Genomic DNA, 16693 nt, shown 5'->3' with positions numbered 1-16693 from the left:
CAGACGTTAGCCGGCCATTGACGGCCTCAAATCAAGGGCATGCATTCTAGTGGGTCGAACTACAGAAGTCACCCTGCAGAGAAGAAGGCGACATACGGGAGGGGACAGATAAATGGTGCGGATGAAGAGACTCGAACTCTTACGCCTTGCGGCGCTGGAACCTAAATCCAGTGTGTCTACCAATTCCACCACATCCGCGTGGCTAGAGCCCCGACAAGAGAAACGAAAACGCCAGGCTGGATGCCTGGCGCTTTGGAATATGGGGTGGACGATGGGAATCGAACCCACGACACCAGGAGCCACAATCCTGTGCTCTACCAACTGAGCTACGCCCACCATATCAATTGCCACTTGCCGCCGAACTGCCCTATGGCGCGCCCGGCAGGACTCGAACCTGCGACCATCCGCTTAGAAGGCGGATGCTCTATCCAGCTGAGCTACGGGCGCTTTTCATCTGCATTCTGAGCAGAGCGCAAATTCGAAGCCTTTTGCAAAGCCTACCTCTAGACCGACTTCGCATTCACCCAGCAACAGGCTGTGCTCGACAAGCGGGGCGAATCTTATAGAGCAGACAATTCAGTGTCAATAATATTTTTAAATAAATCAGCAAGATGTAAGGAGTGGCGGTAGCAATCGGTCGCCCACGTTGGCCCCTTAGCCTCGCCATGAGAGAATGTCCGCTTCGTCTTATCAACTTATGGTCAAGCAAGCGTCATGACTGCGAAATTAATCGACGGCAAAGCGATCGCCGCCAGTCTTCGTCAGCAGATCGCCCAATGTGTCGCCGAGCGACGCCAGCAGGGCCTGCGCGCTCCCGGCCTGGCAGTCATCCTGGTGGGAACTGATCCAGCCTCTCAAGTCTATGTATCCCACAAGCGCAAGGACTGCGAAGAAGTGGGCTTCCACTCTCGAGCCTACGACCTTCCCGCCAGCACTACCCAGGGAGAACTTCTATCCCTGATCGACCGCCTGAACGAAGACTCGGCGATCGACGGAATTCTGGTACAGCTACCGCTTCCAGTGCATCTTGATGCCTCCCTGCTGCTCGAGCGTATCCGCCCGGACAAGGACGTGGACGGCTTCCACCCTTACAACATCGGTCGCCTCGCCCAACGCATGCCGCTGCTGCGCCCCTGCACCCCCAAAGGCATCATGACGCTCCTGCAGAGCACCGGCGCAAACCTGTACGGGCTGGATGCCACGGTCGTCGGCGCCTCCAATATCGTCGGCCGCCCGATGGCGCTGGAGCTGCTGCTGGCCGGCTGTACCGTGACCGTCACCCACCGGTTCACCCGCAATCTGGCCGAGCACGTCAGTCGCGCCGACCTGGTGATAGCCGCAGCCGGAAAGCCCGGCCTGGTCAAAGGCGAATGGATCAAACCCGGAGCGATCGTCATAGATGTCGGCATCAACCGGCTGGACGACGGCAGACTGGTCGGCGACGTGGAGTTTTCCTCCGCGGCCGCACGCGCGGAATGGATCACCCCTGTCCCGGGCGGTGTCGGCCCGATGACCCGAGCCTGCCTTCTGGAAAACACCCTGCACGCAGCCGAGCAGTTGCACCGCTAACCAGAACAGCCCCCTATGAAAATGGCACCCTGGAGTGCCATTTTCCGCCCACAGGCGCACCTCCGGCGCCTTGCTCTTCCGAAGATGCTCCTCAGTCGACCAGGCGCCAGGTGGTGCCGTTCTTACCGTCTTCCAGCAATACGCCCATGGCAGCAAGCTGGTCGCGAATGCGGTCGGACTCGGCCCAGTTCTTTCCGGCACGCGCAGCGAGGCGCGCAGCGATCAGCGCTTCAACTTCGGCGGCATCCACCCTGTCCGCAGCGCCGGCCTGCAGGAAGGCCTCCGGCTCCAACTGCAACACGCCGAGCAGGCCACCCAGCTCCTTCAGACGCGCAGCCAACGATGCAGCGGATTGCAAATCCGTGTCACGCAGGCGATTGACCTCGCGCGCCAGTTCGAACAACACGGCGCAGGCCTCCGGGGTGTTGAAGTCATCGTTCATCGCCGCGTTGAAGCGCGCCACATACTCATCGCCACCAGTGGGCTGCGCAGCCGGCAGGCCCTTGAGCGCGTTGTAGAAACGCTCCAGCGCGGCCCTGGCCTCGCGCAGACTGTCCTCGGAGTAGTTGATCGGACTCCGGTAGTGGCTGGATACCAGCAGATAACGCACCACTTCGGGATGGTATTTCTCCAGCACCTCACGGATGGTGAAGAAGTTGCCCAGCGATTTGGACATTTTCTCGCCGTCGACACGTACCGCGCCGGCATGCATCCAGATGTTGGCGTACCGCTTGCCGGTGGCCGCCTCGCTCTGCGCGATCTCGTTCTCATGGTGCGGGAAAACCAGGTCCGGGCCGCCGCCATGGATGTCGAAGGTCTCACCCAAGCAGCAGGTGGACATCACCGAGCATTCGATGTGCCAGCCCGGCCGACCGGCTCCCCAGGGCGACTCCCAGCTCGGCTCGCCCGGCTTGGCGCCCTTCCACAGCACGAAGTCGAGCGGATCCTCCTTGGCTTCGCCAGGCTCGATGCGCGCACCGATCTTCAGGTCCTCGATCTTGCGGCGCGACAGCTTGCCGTAGCCTTCGAACTTGCCGACCCGGTAGTAGACGTCACCGTTGCCCGGTGCATAGGCATAGCTTTTGTCGATCAGAGTCCGGATCATCGCATGCATGCCGGCGATGTGATCGGTGGCGCGCGGCTCACTGTCCGGGCGCAGTACATTCAGGCGCGCCTCGTCCTCGTGCATGGCGGCGATCATGCGACCGACCAGGTCCTGGAACGACTCGCCGTTCTCGTTGGCGCGCCTGATGATCTTGTCGTCGATGTCGGTGATGTTGCGCACATAGGTGACGTCGTAGCCGCTATGGCGCAACCAGCGGGAAACCACATCGAACGCCACCATCACCCGCGCGTGACCGATGTGGCAGAAGTCATAGACGGTCATGCCGCATACATACATGCGAACCTTGTTGCCTTCCAGTGGCTTGAACGCTTCCTTGCCCTTGGACAGGGTGCTGTAGATGGAAAGCGTCATTCACTGCCCCCAGGAGTCGCGCAGGGTGACGGTACGGTTGAACACCGGAGCGCCCGGCCTGGAGTCCTTCAGATCGGCGCAGAAATAGCCTTCGCGCTCGAACTGGAAGCGCTCCTCCGGGCGCGCATTGGCCAGCGACGGCTCGGCGCGGCAGCCCGTGAGCACCACCAGGGAGCCGGAATTGATGTTATCGAGAAAACTGCCGCCCTCTTCGCTCTTCTCCGGATTGGCGACCTTGAACAGACGATCGTACAGGCGCACCTCGCATTTAATGCTGCCCTCAAGCGGCACCCAGTGAATCACTCCCTTGACCTTGCGGCCTTCCGGGTTCTTGCCGAGAGTGTTCTCGTCATAGGAACAACGTAGCTCGACGATGTTGCCGGCTTCGTCCTTGATCGCCTCGTCGGCGCGGATCACGTAGCTGCCGCGCAGGCGCACCTCGCCACCGGGAATCAGGCGCTTGTAGCCGGCCGGAGGGGTTTCCTCGAAATCGCCGGCATCGATGTAGATCTCGCGGGAGAACGGAAGCACGCGCACACCCATGTCCTGCTTGGGATGGCGCGGCAACTCGAGGCTCTCGACCCGCCCTTGCGGATAATTGGTGATCACCACTTTCAGCGGCTTAAGCACGCACATGGCACGCGCGGCGTTGGCGTCCAGATCCTCGCGGATGGCGAACTCCAGCATGCCGATATCGACCACGCCGCCAGCGCGGTTGACACCGATCATGTCGCAGAAGGCGCGGATCGAAGCCGGTGTGTAACCGCGGCGGCGATAACCGGACAAAGTCGACATGCGCGGGTCGTCCCAGCCGCCGACATGCCCCTCGTCGACCAGTTGCTTGAGCTTGCGCTTGCTGGTGATGGTGTAATTCAGATTGAGGCGGGCGAACTCGTACTGGCGCGGCCGGCACGGCACAGGCAGGTTATCCAGGAACCACTCGTAGAGCGGACGGTGATCCTCGAACTCCAGGGTGCAGATCGAGTGAGTGATACCCTCGATGGCATCCGACTGGCCGTGGGTGAAATCGTAGCTCGGGTAGATGCACCACTTGTCGCCGGTCTGGTGGTGATGGGCGTGGCGGATACGATAGAGGATCGGGTCGCGCAGGTTCATGTTCGGGGCGGCCATGTCGATCTTCGCCCGCAGGGCGCGGGCGCCATCCGGGAACTCGCCAGCCCTCATGCGCGCGAACAGGTCGAGGTTCTCTTCCACCGAGCGCTCCCGGTAGGGACTGTTCCTGCCCGGCTCGGTCAGGCTGCCACGATACTCGCGCGCCTCGTCCGGCGACAGATCGCAGACGTAGGCCTTGCCGGCCTCGATCAGATGAATCGCCCAGTCGTAGAGCTGATCGAAATAGCTGGAGGCGTAGCGCTCCTCGCCCGCCCACTGGAAACCCAGCCAGCGGACGTCACTCTTGATCGCATCGATGTACTCCTGGTCTTCCTTGGCCGGGTTGGTGTCGTCGAAGCGCAGGTTGCACTCGCCACCGAACTCCTGGGCCAGGCCGAAGTTCAGGCATATCGACTTGGCATGGCCGATATGCAGGTAGCCGTTGGGCTCCGGCGGGAAGCGGGTGACGATCTTGGCGTGCTTGCCCGACTCCAGGTCGGCCTGGACGATCGGGCGGAGGAAGTTCGCGGCGGCGGGAGTCTCGGGCTTGCTCATGGGATCCTTGAAACATGTCGGCGCCGGCCAGGGTAGGCCGGCCAATGCAAAGGGCTTATCATAGCGGACCCGTCATGCCCCTGACAGAGATCCGGCAGCAACGAGCATCGGCCGGCGGACTCCGGGCATCCCCAATCCACCCAGCGGAACTCAGCCATGATCAAGCTGCAAACCAACCACGGCACCATCACCCTGAAGCTATTCGCCGACAAGGCCCCGGAAACCGCCGCCAACTTCGAGCAGTATGTGAAGGACGGCCACTACGACGGCACCATCTTCCACCGCGTGATCGACGGCTTCATGATCCAGGGCGGCGGTTTCGAGCCGGGCATGAAGCAGAAGTCGACCCGCGCACCGATCAAAAACGAGGCCAACAACGGCCTGTCCAACAAAAAATACACCATTGCCATGGCGCGCACGCCCGACCCGCACTCGGCCAGCGCGCAGTTCTTCATCAACGTCAAGGACAACGCCTTTCTCGACCACACTGCGCCGACCGCGCACGGCTGGGGCTACGCCGTATTCGGTGAAGTGGTCGAGGGCACCGATGTGGTCGACAGGATCAAGAGCGTAGCCACCGGCAGCCGCGCCGGCCATGGTGACGTGCCGGTGGACGACGTGATCATCGAGAAGGCCGAGATCGTCGAATAATCCCGATGACCACACTGCTGATCTCGGATCTGCATCTCGACGAGGAGCGCCCGGACATAGCCCGGGCGTTTCTACGCTTCCTGAAGGAGCGTGCCAGCCAGGCCGAAGCCCTGTACATCCTCGGCGATTTCTTCGAGGCCTGGATCGGTGACGACGCCATGACATCCTTCCAGCGCGACATCGCCGCAGCCCTTCGCGAAGTGGCGGAACGGGGCACGCGGGTCTTCCTGATGCACGGCAACCGCGACTTCCTCGTCGGCCACTCGTTCTGCCGCCAGGCTGGTTGCACCCTTCTGCGCGACCCCAGCCGCGTCATCCTGAACGGCGCTCCCGTGCTGCTGATGCATGGCGATACCCTGTGCACCCGCGACATCGCCTACATGCGCTTTCGCCGACGCCTGCGCAACCCGGTGTCGGTATGGCTCCTGCGCCACCTGCCCCTCTCCAAGCGCCGACAACTGGCGCGCAAATGGCGCGATGCCAGCCGCATGCAGGTCCGCCGGAAGGCCACCGAAATCGTCGATGTCACTCCTGAAGAAGTGCCGCGGATCATGGCCGCCCACGGCGTGCTGACCCTGATCCATGGCCATACCCACCGCCCCGCCGTGCACGAACTGCAGGTCGACGGCCGTCAGGCCCGGCGCATAGTCCTGGGCGACTGGAACCGACAGGGCTGGGTACTGCAAGTCGACGGAAGCGGCTACCACCTGACACCCTTTCCCATCGACTGAGGGCCAAAGCCCGCCCCGCCGCCCGAGCCTGTCCGCGCCTCATCGAGTGCACCTCATGCATCTCGCACCGGACGCACGGAACGAGGAAGCCACGGCGGCATGCGCTTCTCGTTCGCCCCGTGACGCCCGAAGCCAATCCGGGAAGAACGGCGGTCAGGCCGACGCACCGCTATGGAAACGGAACTCCGTATCCGGGACAAGGATCGCCTGGCGCTCGATCTCGGCGAAGAAGGCCACGCGCTCGTCGATCGGCTCGCCGGCATACTGGCGGGCCATGCCCAGATAGTCCTGATAGTGCCGCGCCTCCGAGGCGAGCAGCGAGACGTAGAAGCGCCCCAGTTCCTCGTCGAGGAATGGCGCCAGACGATGGAAACGCTCGCAGGAGCGAGCCTCGATGTAGGCGCCGACGATCAAGGTATCGATCAGCCGACCCGGCTCGCTCTTGCGGATATGCGCGTGCAGGCGCTGGGCGTAGAGCGAAGCACTGAGCGGCCGGTAGACGACGCCACGCTTTTTCATCAGTTCGGCCACCTGCTCGAAATGGCGCAGCTCTTCGCGCGCCAGGCGCGACAACTTATACTGCAGGTCCTCCTTGTCGACATGCCGGAACAACAGGGTCAATGCCGTGCCAGCCGCCTTCTTCTCGCAGTTGGCGTGATCGATCAACAGGATCTCGGGATGCTGTAACGCCTGCTCGATCCAGGCCCGGGGTGTCGGGCAGAGCAGGAAACTTTCGATTTCGGGAAGCAGGGACATGGCAATCTGACTGGACTTGGAGGGCTAGGCATTATACGGCTCCCGCCCAGGACGGAGGAGCCGGCCGCATCCGTTCTCAAACACGCATCTGCAGCTCCCCGCGCAGAAAACGCGGCGCGATGTAGCGCTCGTAATGAGCCTCGGAAAGCAGGAAGAACTCGCGGTCGATGGCATCGCGCAGAGCCGGCAGCTCCCAATCGCGGAATTCCGGCAACAGAGCGATGCCATAAGCCTCGAGCTGGTTGATCGCCCGAGCGCCGCGGGCGATCAATTGGTAGGCCCAGCAATACACCGACTGTTCGGCCAGGAAGCGGATCTGCCGCTGTTCCAGTTGATCGCGCAGACGCTGCGCGTCGAACACCTCCAGCTTGGCCTGCACCACCTGCACCAGCAAGGCCTCCAGGCGCCCCCAGACGGCGCGCTTCTCCACCTCGGCGTACTGGTTCCAGTTCACCACCTCGTAGTGGAAGCGCTTGCAGCCCCGGCAGACCAGATCGCCATAGACCGTCGAGCAGCGACCGATACAGGGCGTCTTGATGCGCTGATGAGACATGGGTGAGAGAGGCCGGTGAAAGCGGAAAACGGGGGTATCTTAGCCCTTTGTCTAGGCCCGGTCACCCGCTTGAAGCCTCTGGCAGCTTTAACTCGGCCATCGCTTTCCAGTAAACTGCCAACGCCTTTTTGGCACCACTGTCCAGTCGAAGCTGTTTTCAAAGCGTCACGAGCACAGTTGACCCGAGGAACGGCGCAGGCATCCCGCCACAGGGTGCCGGGTGCCTCCCCTCCCTCGGCGTAAAACTTTGAAAACAGCTTCTGGAGGGGGATCACCGCAACCTTGGCCGTGCCGCCCATAAAGTGGCTAAGGCGCTTGCGTGCGGAGATTCCCGGGATAAGTGTTCCGGAAGCTCCCGGGACCACTGATGAGGGTAAAACTGTGCTTGAAGCCTACCGCAAACACGTAGCTGAGCGTGCCGCCCTGGGTGTCGTGCCCCAGCCGCTGAATGCCGAACAGACCGCTGCTCTGGTCGAATTGCTGAAGAATCCGCCGGCCGGCGAAGAAGAATTCCTGCTTGACCTGATCACCAACCGTGTTCCGCCGGGCGTGGACGAGGCAGCCTACGTCAAGGCCGGTTTCCTCTCCGCCATCGCCAAGGGCGAAGCCGCTTCCCCGCTGATCGGCAAGACCCGCGCCATCGAGCTGCTGGGCACCATGCAAGGCGGCTACAACATCGCCACCCTGGTCGAACTGCTGGACAGCGCCGAGCTGGCCAACGCCGCCGCCGAACAGCTCAAGCACACCCTGCTGATGTTCGACGCCTTCCATGACGTCTCCGAGCGCGCCAAGAAGGGCAATGCCGCCGCCAAGGCCGTGCTGCAGTCCTGGGCCGACGGCGAGTGGTTCACCGCCAAGCCCGCCGTTCCGGAAAAAGTCACCCTGACCGTGTTCAAGGTCCCGGGCGAAACCAACACCGACGACCTGTCCCCGGCTCCGGACGCCTGGTCGCGCCCCGACATCCCGCTGCACGCCCTGGCCATGCTGAAGATGGCCCGCGACGGCATCGAGCCGATCCAGCCGGGCTCCGTCGGTCCGCTGAAGCAGATCGAAGCGGTCAAGGCCAAGGGCTTCCCGGTTGCCTACGTCGGTGACGTGGTCGGTACCGGCTCCTCCCGCAAGTCCGCCACCAACTCGGTGCTGTGGTTCTTCGGCGACGACATCCCCTACGTGCCGAACAAGCGCGCTGGTGGTTTCTGCTTCGGCACCAAGATCGCCCCGATCTTCTACAACACCATGGAAGACGCCGGCGCCCTGCCGATCGAATTCGACTGCACCAACCTGGCCATGGGCGACGTGATCGACGTCTACCCGGTCAAGGGCGAAGTGCGCCGCAACGGCAGCGACGAGCTGGTCACCACCTTCGCGCTGAAGACCGACGTGCTGCTCGACGAAGTCCGCGCCGGCGGCCGCATCCCGCTGATCATCGGCCGCGGCCTGACCGAGAAGGCCCGCGCCGAGCTGGGCCTGGCTCCCTCCACCCTGTTCAAGAAGCCGGAAGCGCCGGCCGACAGCGGCAAGGGCTACAGCCTGGCCCAGAAGATGGTCGGTCGCGCCTGCGGCCTGCCGGAAGGCAAGGGCGTCCGTCCGGGCACCTACTGCGAACCGAAGATGACCACCGTCGGCTCCCAGGACACCACCGGCCCGATGACCCGCGACGAGCTGAAGGACCTGGCCTGCCTGGGCTTCTCCGCCGACCTGGTGATGCAGTCCTTCTGCCACACCGCCGCCTATCCGAAGCCCATCGACGTCAAGACCCACCACACCCTGCCGGACTTCATCATGAACCGCAGCGGCGTGTCCCTGCGTCCTGGCGACGGCATCATCCACAGCTGGCTGAACCGCATGCTGCTGCCGGACACCGTGGGTACCGGTGGCGACTCGCACACCCGCTTCCCGATCGGCATCTCCTTCCCGGCCGGTTCCGGCCTGGTCGCCTTCGCCGCCGCCACCGGCGTGATGCCGCTGGACATGCCGGAATCCGTGCTGGTGCGCTTCAAGGGCAAGCTGCAGCCCGGTATCACCCTGCGTGACCTGGTGCATGCCATCCCCTACTACGCCATCCAGGCCGGCCTGCTGACCGTCGAGAAGAAGGGCAAGAAGAACATCTTCTCCGGCCGCATCCTCGAGATCGAAGGTCTGAACGACCTGACCGTCGAGCAGGCGTTCGAGCTGTCCGACGCCTCCGCCGAGCGTTCGGCTGCCGGCTGCACCATCAAGCTGCCGGAAAAGGCCATTGCCGAGTACCTGAAGTCCAACATCACCATGCTGCGCTGGATGATCGGCGAAGGCTATGGCGATCCGCGCACCCTGGAGCGTCGTGCCCAGGCGATGGAAGCCTGGCTGGCCAAGCCGCAACTGCTGGAAGCCGACAAGGACGCCGAATACGCCGCCGTGATCGAAATCGATCTGGCCGACGTCAAGGAACCGGTCCTCTGCGCGCCGAACGATCCGGACGACGCCCGTCTGCTGTCCAGCGTCGCCGGCCAGAAGATCGACGAAGTGTTCATCGGTTCCTGCATGACCAACATCGGTCACTTCCGCGCCGCCGGCAAGCTGCTCGACAAGGTCAAGGGCGGCATCCCGACCCGTCTGTGGCTGGCTCCGCCGACCAAGATGGACGCCCACCAGCTGACCGAGGAAGGCTACTACGGCATCTACGGCAAGGCCGGTGCGCGCATGGAAATGCCGGGCTGCTCGCTGTGCATGGGTAACCAGGCCCGCGTACAGACCGGTTCGACTGTGGTCTCCACCTCGACCCGTAACTTCCCGAACCGTCTGGGCGATGCGACCAACGTGTTCCTGGCCTCCGCCGAACTGGCGTCGGTCGCCTCGATCCTCGGCAAGCTGCCGACCGTCGAGGAATACATGGAATACGCGAAGAACATCGACACCATGGCTGCCGATATCTATCGCTACCTGTCCTTCGACCAGATCGCCGAGTACAAGGAAGCGGCCGCCAAGGCCGAACTCCCGGTCCTCCAGGTCTAAGCGTCTCGCGCGCTGAACGAAGAAGCCCCGCCCCGTGCGGGGCTTCTTCTTTTCTGCGCTCCTGCGCTAGAGTGACGGCAAGCCGAAAGACCGATATGTCCCGGCTCCTGGCGCATCGGTTGCCTCGAGTCCAGCAACATCGGCGGTCCCAACGGCGGGGCCCCATTCATCGACAATGGCGTCGTTTTCGGCCCTGCCCCAGGCAGTTGTCGAGGCGACGCCTTTTCGTCCAGCGCCGGAAAACACCATGACAGACCACCACGCAACTTCCAGAGCGGATGCCCGGGCCTGGGTCGCGGGCAGTGATGCCCCCGAGAAGAGCTCGATCAACCTGGGCTTCATGCCGCTCACCGACTCCGCCTCGCTGATCGTCGCCGCGACCCAGGGTTTCGCCGAACCCTATGGGCTGACCCTCAATCTCAAGCGCCAGGTATCCTGGTCGGGCCTGCGCGACAAGTTGCTCAGCGGCGAACTGGATGCCGCCCAGGGACTGTACGGACTGATCTACAGCATGCAGCTCGGCATCGGCGGCGCACCGGCGACCGACATGGCGGTGCTGATGGGCCTCAACCAGAACGGCCAGAGCATCAACCTGTCGACCCCGCTCCGGCAAGCCGGGGTGTGCAGTGGCGAGACACTGGTCCGGCATGTGCGCCAGAGCAGCGCGAAGCTCACCCTGGCCCAGACCTTTCCGACCGGCACCCATGCCCTCTGGCTCTACTACTGGCTCGCCAGCCTGGGCATCCACCCCCTCGCGGACGTGAACACCCTGGTGGTGCCGCCGCCGCAGATGGTCGAGCACTTGCGCGCCGGCCGCATCGACGGTTTCTGCGCCGGAGAGCCCTGGGGCGCCCACGCCATCGACCAGGGCATGGGTTTCACCATCGCTACCAGCCAGTCGATCTGGCCGGACCACCCGGAGAAAGTCCTCGGCTGCACCCGTGCCTTCGCCGAGCAGTACCCCAATACCGCCCGCGCCCTGATCATGGCCGTGCTGGAAGCGAGCCGCTTCATCGACGCCAGCGAAGAGAACAAGGCCGGCACCGCGCAACTGATCAGCGCCGACGAATACGTGGCCGCACCGCGCCAGGTGATCGAACCGCGCTTTCTCGGCGACTACGAGGACGGCAACGGCCATGCCTGGCGCGACAGCCATGCCCTGCGCTTTCATGGCGACGGCGAGGTCAACCTGCCCTATCTCTCCGACGGTCTCTGGTTCATGACCCAGTTCCGCCGTTGGGGACTGCTGCGCGAAGACCCGGATTACCTGGCCATCGCCACTCGGGTGCAGCAGCTCGAACTGTATCGCGATGCCGCCGGCGCTCTCGGCATGGCGCAGCCCGCCACGGCCATGCGCAGCGCCACCCTGCTGGACGGCAGGCGCTGGGACGGCTCCGACCCCGCGGCCTATGCCCGCAGCTTCGACCTCCACGCCCTGAGCGAGCTGCCCTCCTCGGCCGATGACCAAGGACCATCCCCATGCTGCGCATCCTCCTGATCAACGACACGCCGAAAAAGGTCGGCCGCCTGAAAAGCGCCCTGGTCGAGGCCGGCTTCGAAGTCGTCGACGAGTCCGGCCTGACCATCGATCTGCCGGTGCGGGTCGAGGCCGTGCGCCCCGATGTGATCCTCATCGACACCGAATCTCCCGGCCGCGACGTGATGGAGCAGGTGGTACTGGTCAGTCGCGACCGACCACGCCCGATCGTGATGTTCACCGACGAGCACGACCCGCAGGTGATGCGCCAGGCGATCCAGGCCGGGGTCAGCGCCTATATCGTCGAGGGCATCCAGGCGCAGCGCCTGCAGCCGATCCTCGACGTGGCCATGGCCCGCTTCGAGAGCGACCAGGCCCTGCGCGCCCAGTTGCAGGCCCGCGAGGCGCAGTTGGCCGAGCGTAAGCGCGTCGAACTGGCCAAGGGCCTGCTGATGAAAATGAAGAACTGCAGCGAGGAGGAGGCCTATACCCTGATGCGCCGCCAGGCCATGAGCCGCCAGCAGAAGCTGATCCAGGTCGCCGAGCAGGTCATCGCCATGCACGACATGTTGGGAAGCTGAAGGAAGGCGGTCAGGGTCGCTCCTGCCGCCGTCCGCCCTCAAGCCAGGCCGAGGAATTTCAGCGCCGACCGATAGATCTTGTCGCTGGCGCAGACGATCACCAGCGAGTCGCCGGATTTCGCCCCGCTCAGCAGATTGGTCAGGTCGCGGGTCACCCCGAAAGGATTCTGCAGCACCGCCACCTGCACTTCGTCGCCCTCGGGCATCATCCGCTCGGCCACCAGTCGGTCCGGCTTCATGGTGAGCGTGATGCCGAGCACCTTGCCGCCGAAGCGGGTTTCGAGAAACTCGCTGCCGGACGAGCGCTGCGTGGACGATCTGGTGCTGACTGGTTTCATGGATTTCACCCTGTTGAAAATGCGGGGAATCTACCAAAACGGCCATGGCGAAACCCAGTCTCGATTGCCTTCTCGTCCGCCATCGCCTCATCTTAAAGTTGGACTTGCCGCCCGGCGGGCCTCGCACGTATGGTGCGCGGGCAGGCCAGCGTACTGGCCAACGTCGCTCGGACGGTTCCGGGCGCCTACGTCTTTCGAGGAAATCATGGCCGAACTCGGCAAGCGCCGCTTTGCGCGCATCGATCGTCTCCCCCCCTACGTATTCAACATCACCGCCGAACTGAAGATGGCGGCCCGCCGCCGCGGCGAGGACATCATCGACTTCAGCATGGGCAACCCCGACGGCGCCCCTCCAGCGCACATCGTCGAGAAGCTGGTGCAGGTCGCCCGCCGCGAGGACACCCATGGCTACTCCACTTCCCGCGGCATCCCGCGCCTGCGCCGCGCCATTTCGCACTGGTACAGGGACCGCTACGCCGTCGAGATCGACCCGGACAGCGAGGCCATCGTCACCATCGGCTCCAAGGAGGGCTTGGCGCACCTGATGCTGGCCACCCTCGACCATGGCGACAGCGTGCTGGTGCCCAATCCCAGCTACCCGATCCACATCTACGGCGCGGTGATCGCCGGCGCCCAGGTGCGCTCGGTGCCGCTGGTACCCGGCATGGACTTCTTCGCCGAGCTGGAGCGGGCCATCCGCGAGACGATCCCCAAGCCGAAGATGATGATCCTCGGCTTTCCCTCCAACCCCACCGCGCAATGCGTGGAACTGGACTTCTTCGAACGCGTGGTGGCCCTCGCCAGGCAGTACGACATCCTGGTGGTGCACGACCTGGCCTACGCCGACATCGTCTACGACGGCTGGAAGGCACCGTCGATCATGCAGGTACCGGGCGCCAAGGAGGTCGCCGTGGAATTCTTCACCCTGTCGAAGAGCTACAACATGGCCGGCTGGCGTATCGGTTTCATGGTCGGCAACCAGGAACTGGTCGGCGCCCTGGCGCGGATCAAGAGCTACCACGATTACGGCACCTTCACCCCGTTGCAGGTGGCGGCCATCGCCGCCCTGGAAGGCGACCAGCAATGTGTGCGCGACATCGCCGAGCAGTACCGCGAGCGGCGCAACCTGCTGGTCAAGGGTCTGCACGAGATCGGCTGGATGGTGGAGAAACCCAAGGCCTCCATGTATATCTGGGCGAAGATCCCCGAGCCCTATGCCCATCTCGGCTCGCTGGAGTTCGCCAAGAAGCTCCTGGCCGAGGCCAAGGTTTGCGTCTCGCCGGGACTGGGTTTCGGCGATTACGGCGACGATCACGTACGCTTCGCCCTGATCGAGAACCTCGACCGTACCCGTCAGGCCATCCGCGGTATCAAAGCCATGTTCCGCGCCGACGGTCTGCTCGAGGTCACTTCGGAAAAGGCGCGCAAGTCCGACGCCAGCCACTGACCCGCACCGGCCCCGTCCCGGCGACGGGGCTTTCCGCGCCTTGCCGACCATACTTCCTGCCTGACTGACCACAGGCCCGACGAATGCCCATGTCCACCCTCGAACAATTGCGCCGCGGCGAACTGGCCGGCAGCGCGCGCCTGACACTCTCCGCCGACCTCGACGCATTTCCCGAGGAAATCTTCGCCCTGGCCGACAGCCTGGAAATCCTCGACCTTTCGGGCAATCGCCTGACCAGCCTGCCGGCCGACCTGCCGCGCCTTGGCAAGCTGCGCATCCTGTTCTGCTCGGACAATCCGTTCAGCGTATTGCCGGAAGTACTCGGCGACTGCCCGCGACTGGAAATGATCGGCTTCAAGGCCAACCGCATCCACCACCTGCCGGCTGCCGCGCTGCCGCCGGCATTGCGCTGGCTGATCCTGACCGACAACCGGCTGGAACACCTGCCCACCGAGCTGGGAGAGCGCCCCCGCTTGCAGAAGCTAATGCTGGCCGGCAACCGATTGCGGACGCTGCCAGCGAGTCTGGCCGGGCTGGAGCGGCTGGAGTTGCTGCGCATCGCCGCCAACCGCCTCGCGGCCCTGCCCGGCTGGCTGGCGGAGCTGCCGCGGCTGTCCTGGCTGGCCTTCGCCGGCAATCCCTTCAGCGATGCCAGCGAGGCGGAAGTCCTGCGCCGGCATCCGCTGCCGCCGATCCCGCGCAGCGACATCGCACTCGGCGAGATCCTCGGCCAGGGCGCTTCCGGCATCATCCAGCGCGCCGACTGGCGCAGCCCCGGACAACCGGCACGGCCCATGGCGGCCAAGCTGTTCAAGGGCAGCGTCACCAGCGACGGCCTGCCGCGCAGCGAAATGGCCGCCTGCCTCGCCGCCGGCGAGCATGCCAACCTGATCCGCGTGGCCGGCCCGCTGGCCGAACGACCGGGAGCGCCACCGGGGCTGCTGCTGGAACTGATCGACCCGACCTTCCGCGTACTTGCCGGACCGCCCTCGCTGGCCAGTTGCAGTCGCGACTGCTATGCGCCGGAACGGCGCTTCGTCTTCGACGAGGCCTTGCGCATCGCTCGTGGCGTGGCCGCAGCGGTGAACCATCTACATGGACGCGGCATCCTGCATGGCGATCTGTACGCCCATAACCTGCTGGTGGACGAACAGGGCGACTGCCTGCTCGGCGATTTCGGCGCCGCCTCGTTCTTCGAGCCGGGCAGCGCCGCTGGCCGGGCGCTGCAACGCATCGAGGCGCGAGCCTTCGGCTGTCTGCTGGAAGAGTTGCTGGAGCGCTGTCCGGCGGACGAGCGGAACCTGCGTCAACGGCGTCTCGGGCAACTGCGGGAAGCCTGCATGAGCACGCAAGCGGAGCAACGGCCGGACTTCGCCAGCCTGAGCGCCGACCTCGCCGCTCTCTGAGAAAGCCTTAGCCCTCGCGATACAGGCGCTCGACATCTTCCGCCCGGCACAGCCCGGTGCCGGGGCGCATCAGGGTCGCGGCCGCCGCGGCCATGCCGTAGCGCACCGCATCGTGCAGGCTCCAGCCGCGACTCAAGGCGAGTACCGTGGCGCCGACCACGCTGTCGCCGGCCCCCACCGCACTGCGCAAGGGCACGTCGAAGGCGGAAAAGCGCTCGATGCCTTCCCGGCTCGCCAGCAGCGCGCCGCCGGCGCCGAGGGACAGGACGACGATCTCCACCGCGCCCCGCTCGACCAGCCGGCGTGCCTCCTCCTCCTGTCCGGCCTCGTCGTCCAGTCGCCGCCCCGCCAGGCTGGAGAGCTCGCTCAGGCTCGGCTTGAGCAGGTAGATACCTCCGCGGGCCACCGCATGGCGCAGGGCCTCTCCCGAGTAGTCGAGCACCAGCCTCGCCCCCAGGCGCCGCGCCAGATCCAGGATTTCGTCGTGGAAATCCAGCGCCACGCCGGACGGAAAACTGCCACTGACGACCAGATGGGATGGCGCCGGCACAAGCGCGGCGATGGTTTCCAGACAGTTCCGCCGCTCCGTCGGAGTCAAGGTCGGGCCGGGCAGGACGAAACGGTACTGCAGGCCGGTTTCACCCTCGTCCACGGTGAAACTTTCCCGGGTATCGCCAGCGATCGGCACCCGCACCTGGGGCAGACCGAGCGCCTCCAGCGCATGCTGCAGCATCTCGCCGAACGGACCGCCGGCCGGATAGACCGCCACGCTCTCGCCGCCGAGTGCCCGGATCACTCGCGCCACGTTGATCCCGCCACCGCCCGGCTCGTAGCGCGGCGGACCACAACGCAGCTTGCGGGTCGGCTCGAGCCGCGCAACGGCGGTCGAGACATCCATCGCCGGGTTCAGGGTCAAGGTGACGATACACGACATGGCGAACTCCAGACTGTCCTGCTCGCGGGTTCACGAGAGGATCGGAGGTCCTCGCTCTCGGGGGGCGCCATGATAGCAGCGCACTCGCCGACCGGCCCCATCGACGCCCCCGCG

The 16693-nt window shown here is 64.7% G+C and carries 14 protein-coding genes and 3 tRNA genes; 8 read left to right on the top strand and 9 right to left on the bottom strand.

What is annotated here, in order from left to right; translation table 11 throughout:
- Positions 1 to 113: 113 nt before the first annotated feature.
- The 3 genes from AVCA_RS10735 to AVCA_RS10725 form a co-directional block, all read right to left on the bottom strand.
- Positions 114 to 198, bottom strand: a tRNA-Leu gene (locus AVCA_RS10735).
- Between the two features lie 62 nt (positions 199 to 260).
- A tRNA-His gene (locus AVCA_RS10730) sits at positions 261 to 336 on the bottom strand.
- 34 nt (positions 337 to 370) lie between these two features.
- Positions 371 to 447, bottom strand: a tRNA-Arg gene (locus tag AVCA_RS10725).
- 267 nt (positions 448 to 714) lie between these two features.
- On the opposite strand from AVCA_RS10725, the gene folD reads away from it, so the two are divergent.
- Positions 715 to 1569, top strand: coding sequence for a bifunctional methylenetetrahydrofolate dehydrogenase/methenyltetrahydrofolate cyclohydrolase FolD (folD, locus tag AVCA_RS10720; protein ID WP_012700940.1), 855 nt, complete (start codon positions 715 to 717; stop codon positions 1567 to 1569).
- Positions 1570 to 1660: 91 nt separating this feature from the next.
- On the opposite strand, the gene cysS is transcribed toward folD, so the two are convergent.
- Entirely contained in the window at positions 1661 to 3046 is a 1386-nt protein-coding gene (cysS, locus tag AVCA_RS10715) for a cysteine--tRNA ligase (RefSeq protein ID WP_012700939.1), read from the bottom strand.
- Positions 3047 to 4714 carry a glutamine--tRNA ligase/YqeY domain fusion protein gene (locus AVCA_RS10710; protein ID WP_012700938.1) on the bottom strand — a complete coding sequence of 556 codons (1668 nt, stop codon included), beginning with the start codon at positions 4712 to 4714 and terminating at the stop codon, positions 3047 to 3049.
- Between the two features lie 156 nt (positions 4715 to 4870).
- On the opposite strand from AVCA_RS10710, the gene AVCA_RS10705 reads away from it, so the two are divergent.
- Together AVCA_RS10705 and lpxH are read left to right on the top strand one after the other, a co-directional pair.
- Complete coding sequence (locus tag AVCA_RS10705) at positions 4871 to 5365, top strand: peptidylprolyl isomerase (RefSeq protein ID WP_012700937.1); 495 nt, start codon at positions 4871 to 4873, stop codon at positions 5363 to 5365.
- A gap of 5 nt (positions 5366 to 5370) precedes the next feature.
- Positions 5371 to 6096 carry a UDP-2,3-diacylglucosamine diphosphatase gene (lpxH, locus tag AVCA_RS10700; RefSeq protein ID WP_012700936.1) on the top strand — a complete coding sequence of 242 codons (726 nt, stop codon included), beginning with the start codon at positions 5371 to 5373 and terminating at the stop codon, positions 6094 to 6096.
- Between the two features lie 153 nt (positions 6097 to 6249).
- Here the strand turns inward: lpxH and AVCA_RS10695 are convergent, their stop codons facing one another.
- Positions 6250 to 6852: a MiaE family protein gene (locus AVCA_RS10695; protein ID WP_041807169.1), complete on the bottom strand. Its 603-nt coding sequence runs from the start codon at positions 6850 to 6852 to the stop codon at positions 6250 to 6252.
- 76 nt (positions 6853 to 6928) lie between these two features.
- Positions 6929 to 7405: a DUF1289 domain-containing protein gene (locus AVCA_RS10690; RefSeq protein ID WP_012700934.1), complete on the bottom strand. Its 477-nt coding sequence runs from the start codon at positions 7403 to 7405 to the stop codon at positions 6929 to 6931.
- Positions 7406 to 7786: 381 nt separating this feature from the next.
- Here AVCA_RS10690 and acnB point away from each other — a divergent pair, with 381 nt between their 5' ends.
- The 3 genes from acnB to AVCA_RS10675 all read left to right on the top strand — a co-directional run bounded on the left by acnB (position 7787) and on the right by AVCA_RS10675 (position 12454).
- On the top strand, positions 7787 to 10396 hold the full coding sequence (gene acnB / locus AVCA_RS10685) for a bifunctional aconitate hydratase 2/2-methylisocitrate dehydratase (protein ID WP_012700933.1): 2610 nt from the start codon (positions 7787 to 7789) through the stop codon (positions 10394 to 10396).
- A 247-nt stretch (positions 10397 to 10643) separates the two neighbouring features.
- Positions 10644 to 11894 (top strand): CmpA/NrtA family ABC transporter substrate-binding protein, encoded by a 1251-nt coding sequence (locus tag AVCA_RS10680; protein ID WP_175555921.1) that lies wholly within the window; start codon positions 10644 to 10646, stop codon positions 11892 to 11894.
- Complete coding sequence (locus AVCA_RS10675) at positions 11876 to 12454, top strand: ANTAR domain-containing response regulator (RefSeq protein ID WP_012700931.1); 579 nt, start codon at positions 11876 to 11878, stop codon at positions 12452 to 12454. The genes AVCA_RS10680 and AVCA_RS10675 overlap by 19 nt, the downstream gene beginning before the upstream one ends.
- Before the next feature lie 38 nt (positions 12455 to 12492).
- Here the strand turns inward: AVCA_RS10675 and AVCA_RS10670 are convergent, their stop codons facing one another.
- Complete coding sequence (locus AVCA_RS10670) at positions 12493 to 12792, bottom strand: hypothetical protein (protein ID WP_012700930.1); 300 nt, start codon at positions 12790 to 12792, stop codon at positions 12493 to 12495.
- 205 nt (positions 12793 to 12997) lie between these two features.
- Between AVCA_RS10670 and alaC the strand changes: the two genes are divergently transcribed.
- On the top strand, positions 12998 to 14239 hold the full coding sequence (alaC, locus tag AVCA_RS10665) for an alanine transaminase (protein ID WP_175555922.1): 1242 nt from the start codon (positions 12998 to 13000) through the stop codon (positions 14237 to 14239).
- 89 nt (positions 14240 to 14328) lie between these two features.
- Positions 14329 to 15645 (top strand): leucine-rich repeat-containing protein kinase family protein, encoded by a 1317-nt coding sequence (locus tag AVCA_RS10660; protein ID WP_012700928.1) that lies wholly within the window; start codon positions 14329 to 14331, stop codon positions 15643 to 15645.
- A gap of 7 nt (positions 15646 to 15652) precedes the next feature.
- On the opposite strand, the gene AVCA_RS10655 is transcribed toward AVCA_RS10660, so the two are convergent.
- Positions 15653 to 16579, bottom strand: coding sequence for a 1-phosphofructokinase family hexose kinase (locus tag AVCA_RS10655; protein WP_041807166.1), 927 nt, complete (start codon positions 16577 to 16579; stop codon positions 15653 to 15655).
- Between the last annotated feature and the right edge of the window lie 114 nt (positions 16580 to 16693).

Source organism: Azotobacter vinelandii CA, from assembly GCF_000380335.1.
In the GTDB taxonomy this organism is placed as follows: Bacteria; Pseudomonadota; Gammaproteobacteria; order Pseudomonadales; family Pseudomonadaceae; genus Azotobacter; species Azotobacter vinelandii.
Note: the sequence above shows the minus strand (reverse complement) of the source record. Positions and strands in the feature narration are given on the sequence as shown.

What these genes read in the sequence shown, in the direction of transcription:
- folD (WP_012700940.1), top strand. Translation starts at nt 715, where the DNA reads ATGACTGCGAAATTAATCGACGGCAAAGCGATCGCCGCCAGTCTTCGT.
- cysS (WP_012700939.1), bottom strand. Translation starts at nt 3,046, where the DNA reads ATGACGCTTTCCATCTACAGCACCCTGTCCAAGGGCAAGGAAGCGTTC.
- AVCA_RS10710 (WP_012700938.1), bottom strand. Translation starts at nt 4,714, where the DNA reads ATGAGCAAGCCCGAGACTCCCGCCGCCGCGAACTTCCTCCGCCCGATC.
- AVCA_RS10705 (WP_012700937.1), top strand. Translation starts at nt 4,871, where the DNA reads ATGATCAAGCTGCAAACCAACCACGGCACCATCACCCTGAAGCTATTC.
- lpxH (WP_012700936.1), top strand. Translation starts at nt 5,371, where the DNA reads ATGACCACACTGCTGATCTCGGATCTGCATCTCGACGAGGAGCGCCCG.
- AVCA_RS10695 (WP_041807169.1), bottom strand. Translation starts at nt 6,852, where the DNA reads ATGTCCCTGCTTCCCGAAATCGAAAGTTTCCTGCTCTGCCCGACACCC.
- AVCA_RS10690 (WP_012700934.1), bottom strand. Translation starts at nt 7,405, where the DNA reads ATGTCTCATCAGCGCATCAAGACGCCCTGTATCGGTCGCTGCTCGACG.
- AVCA_RS10680 (WP_175555921.1), top strand. Translation starts at nt 10,644, where the DNA reads ATGACAGACCACCACGCAACTTCCAGAGCGGATGCCCGGGCCTGGGTC.
- AVCA_RS10675 (WP_012700931.1), top strand. Translation starts at nt 11,876, where the DNA reads ATGCTGCGCATCCTCCTGATCAACGACACGCCGAAAAAGGTCGGCCGC.
- AVCA_RS10670 (WP_012700930.1), bottom strand. Translation starts at nt 12,792, where the DNA reads ATGAAACCAGTCAGCACCAGATCGTCCACGCAGCGCTCGTCCGGCAGC.
- alaC (WP_175555922.1), top strand. Translation starts at nt 12,998, where the DNA reads ATGGCCGAACTCGGCAAGCGCCGCTTTGCGCGCATCGATCGTCTCCCC.
- AVCA_RS10660 (WP_012700928.1), top strand. Translation starts at nt 14,329, where the DNA reads ATGTCCACCCTCGAACAATTGCGCCGCGGCGAACTGGCCGGCAGCGCG.
- AVCA_RS10655 (WP_041807166.1), bottom strand. Translation starts at nt 16,579, where the DNA reads ATGTCGTGTATCGTCACCTTGACCCTGAACCCGGCGATGGATGTCTCG.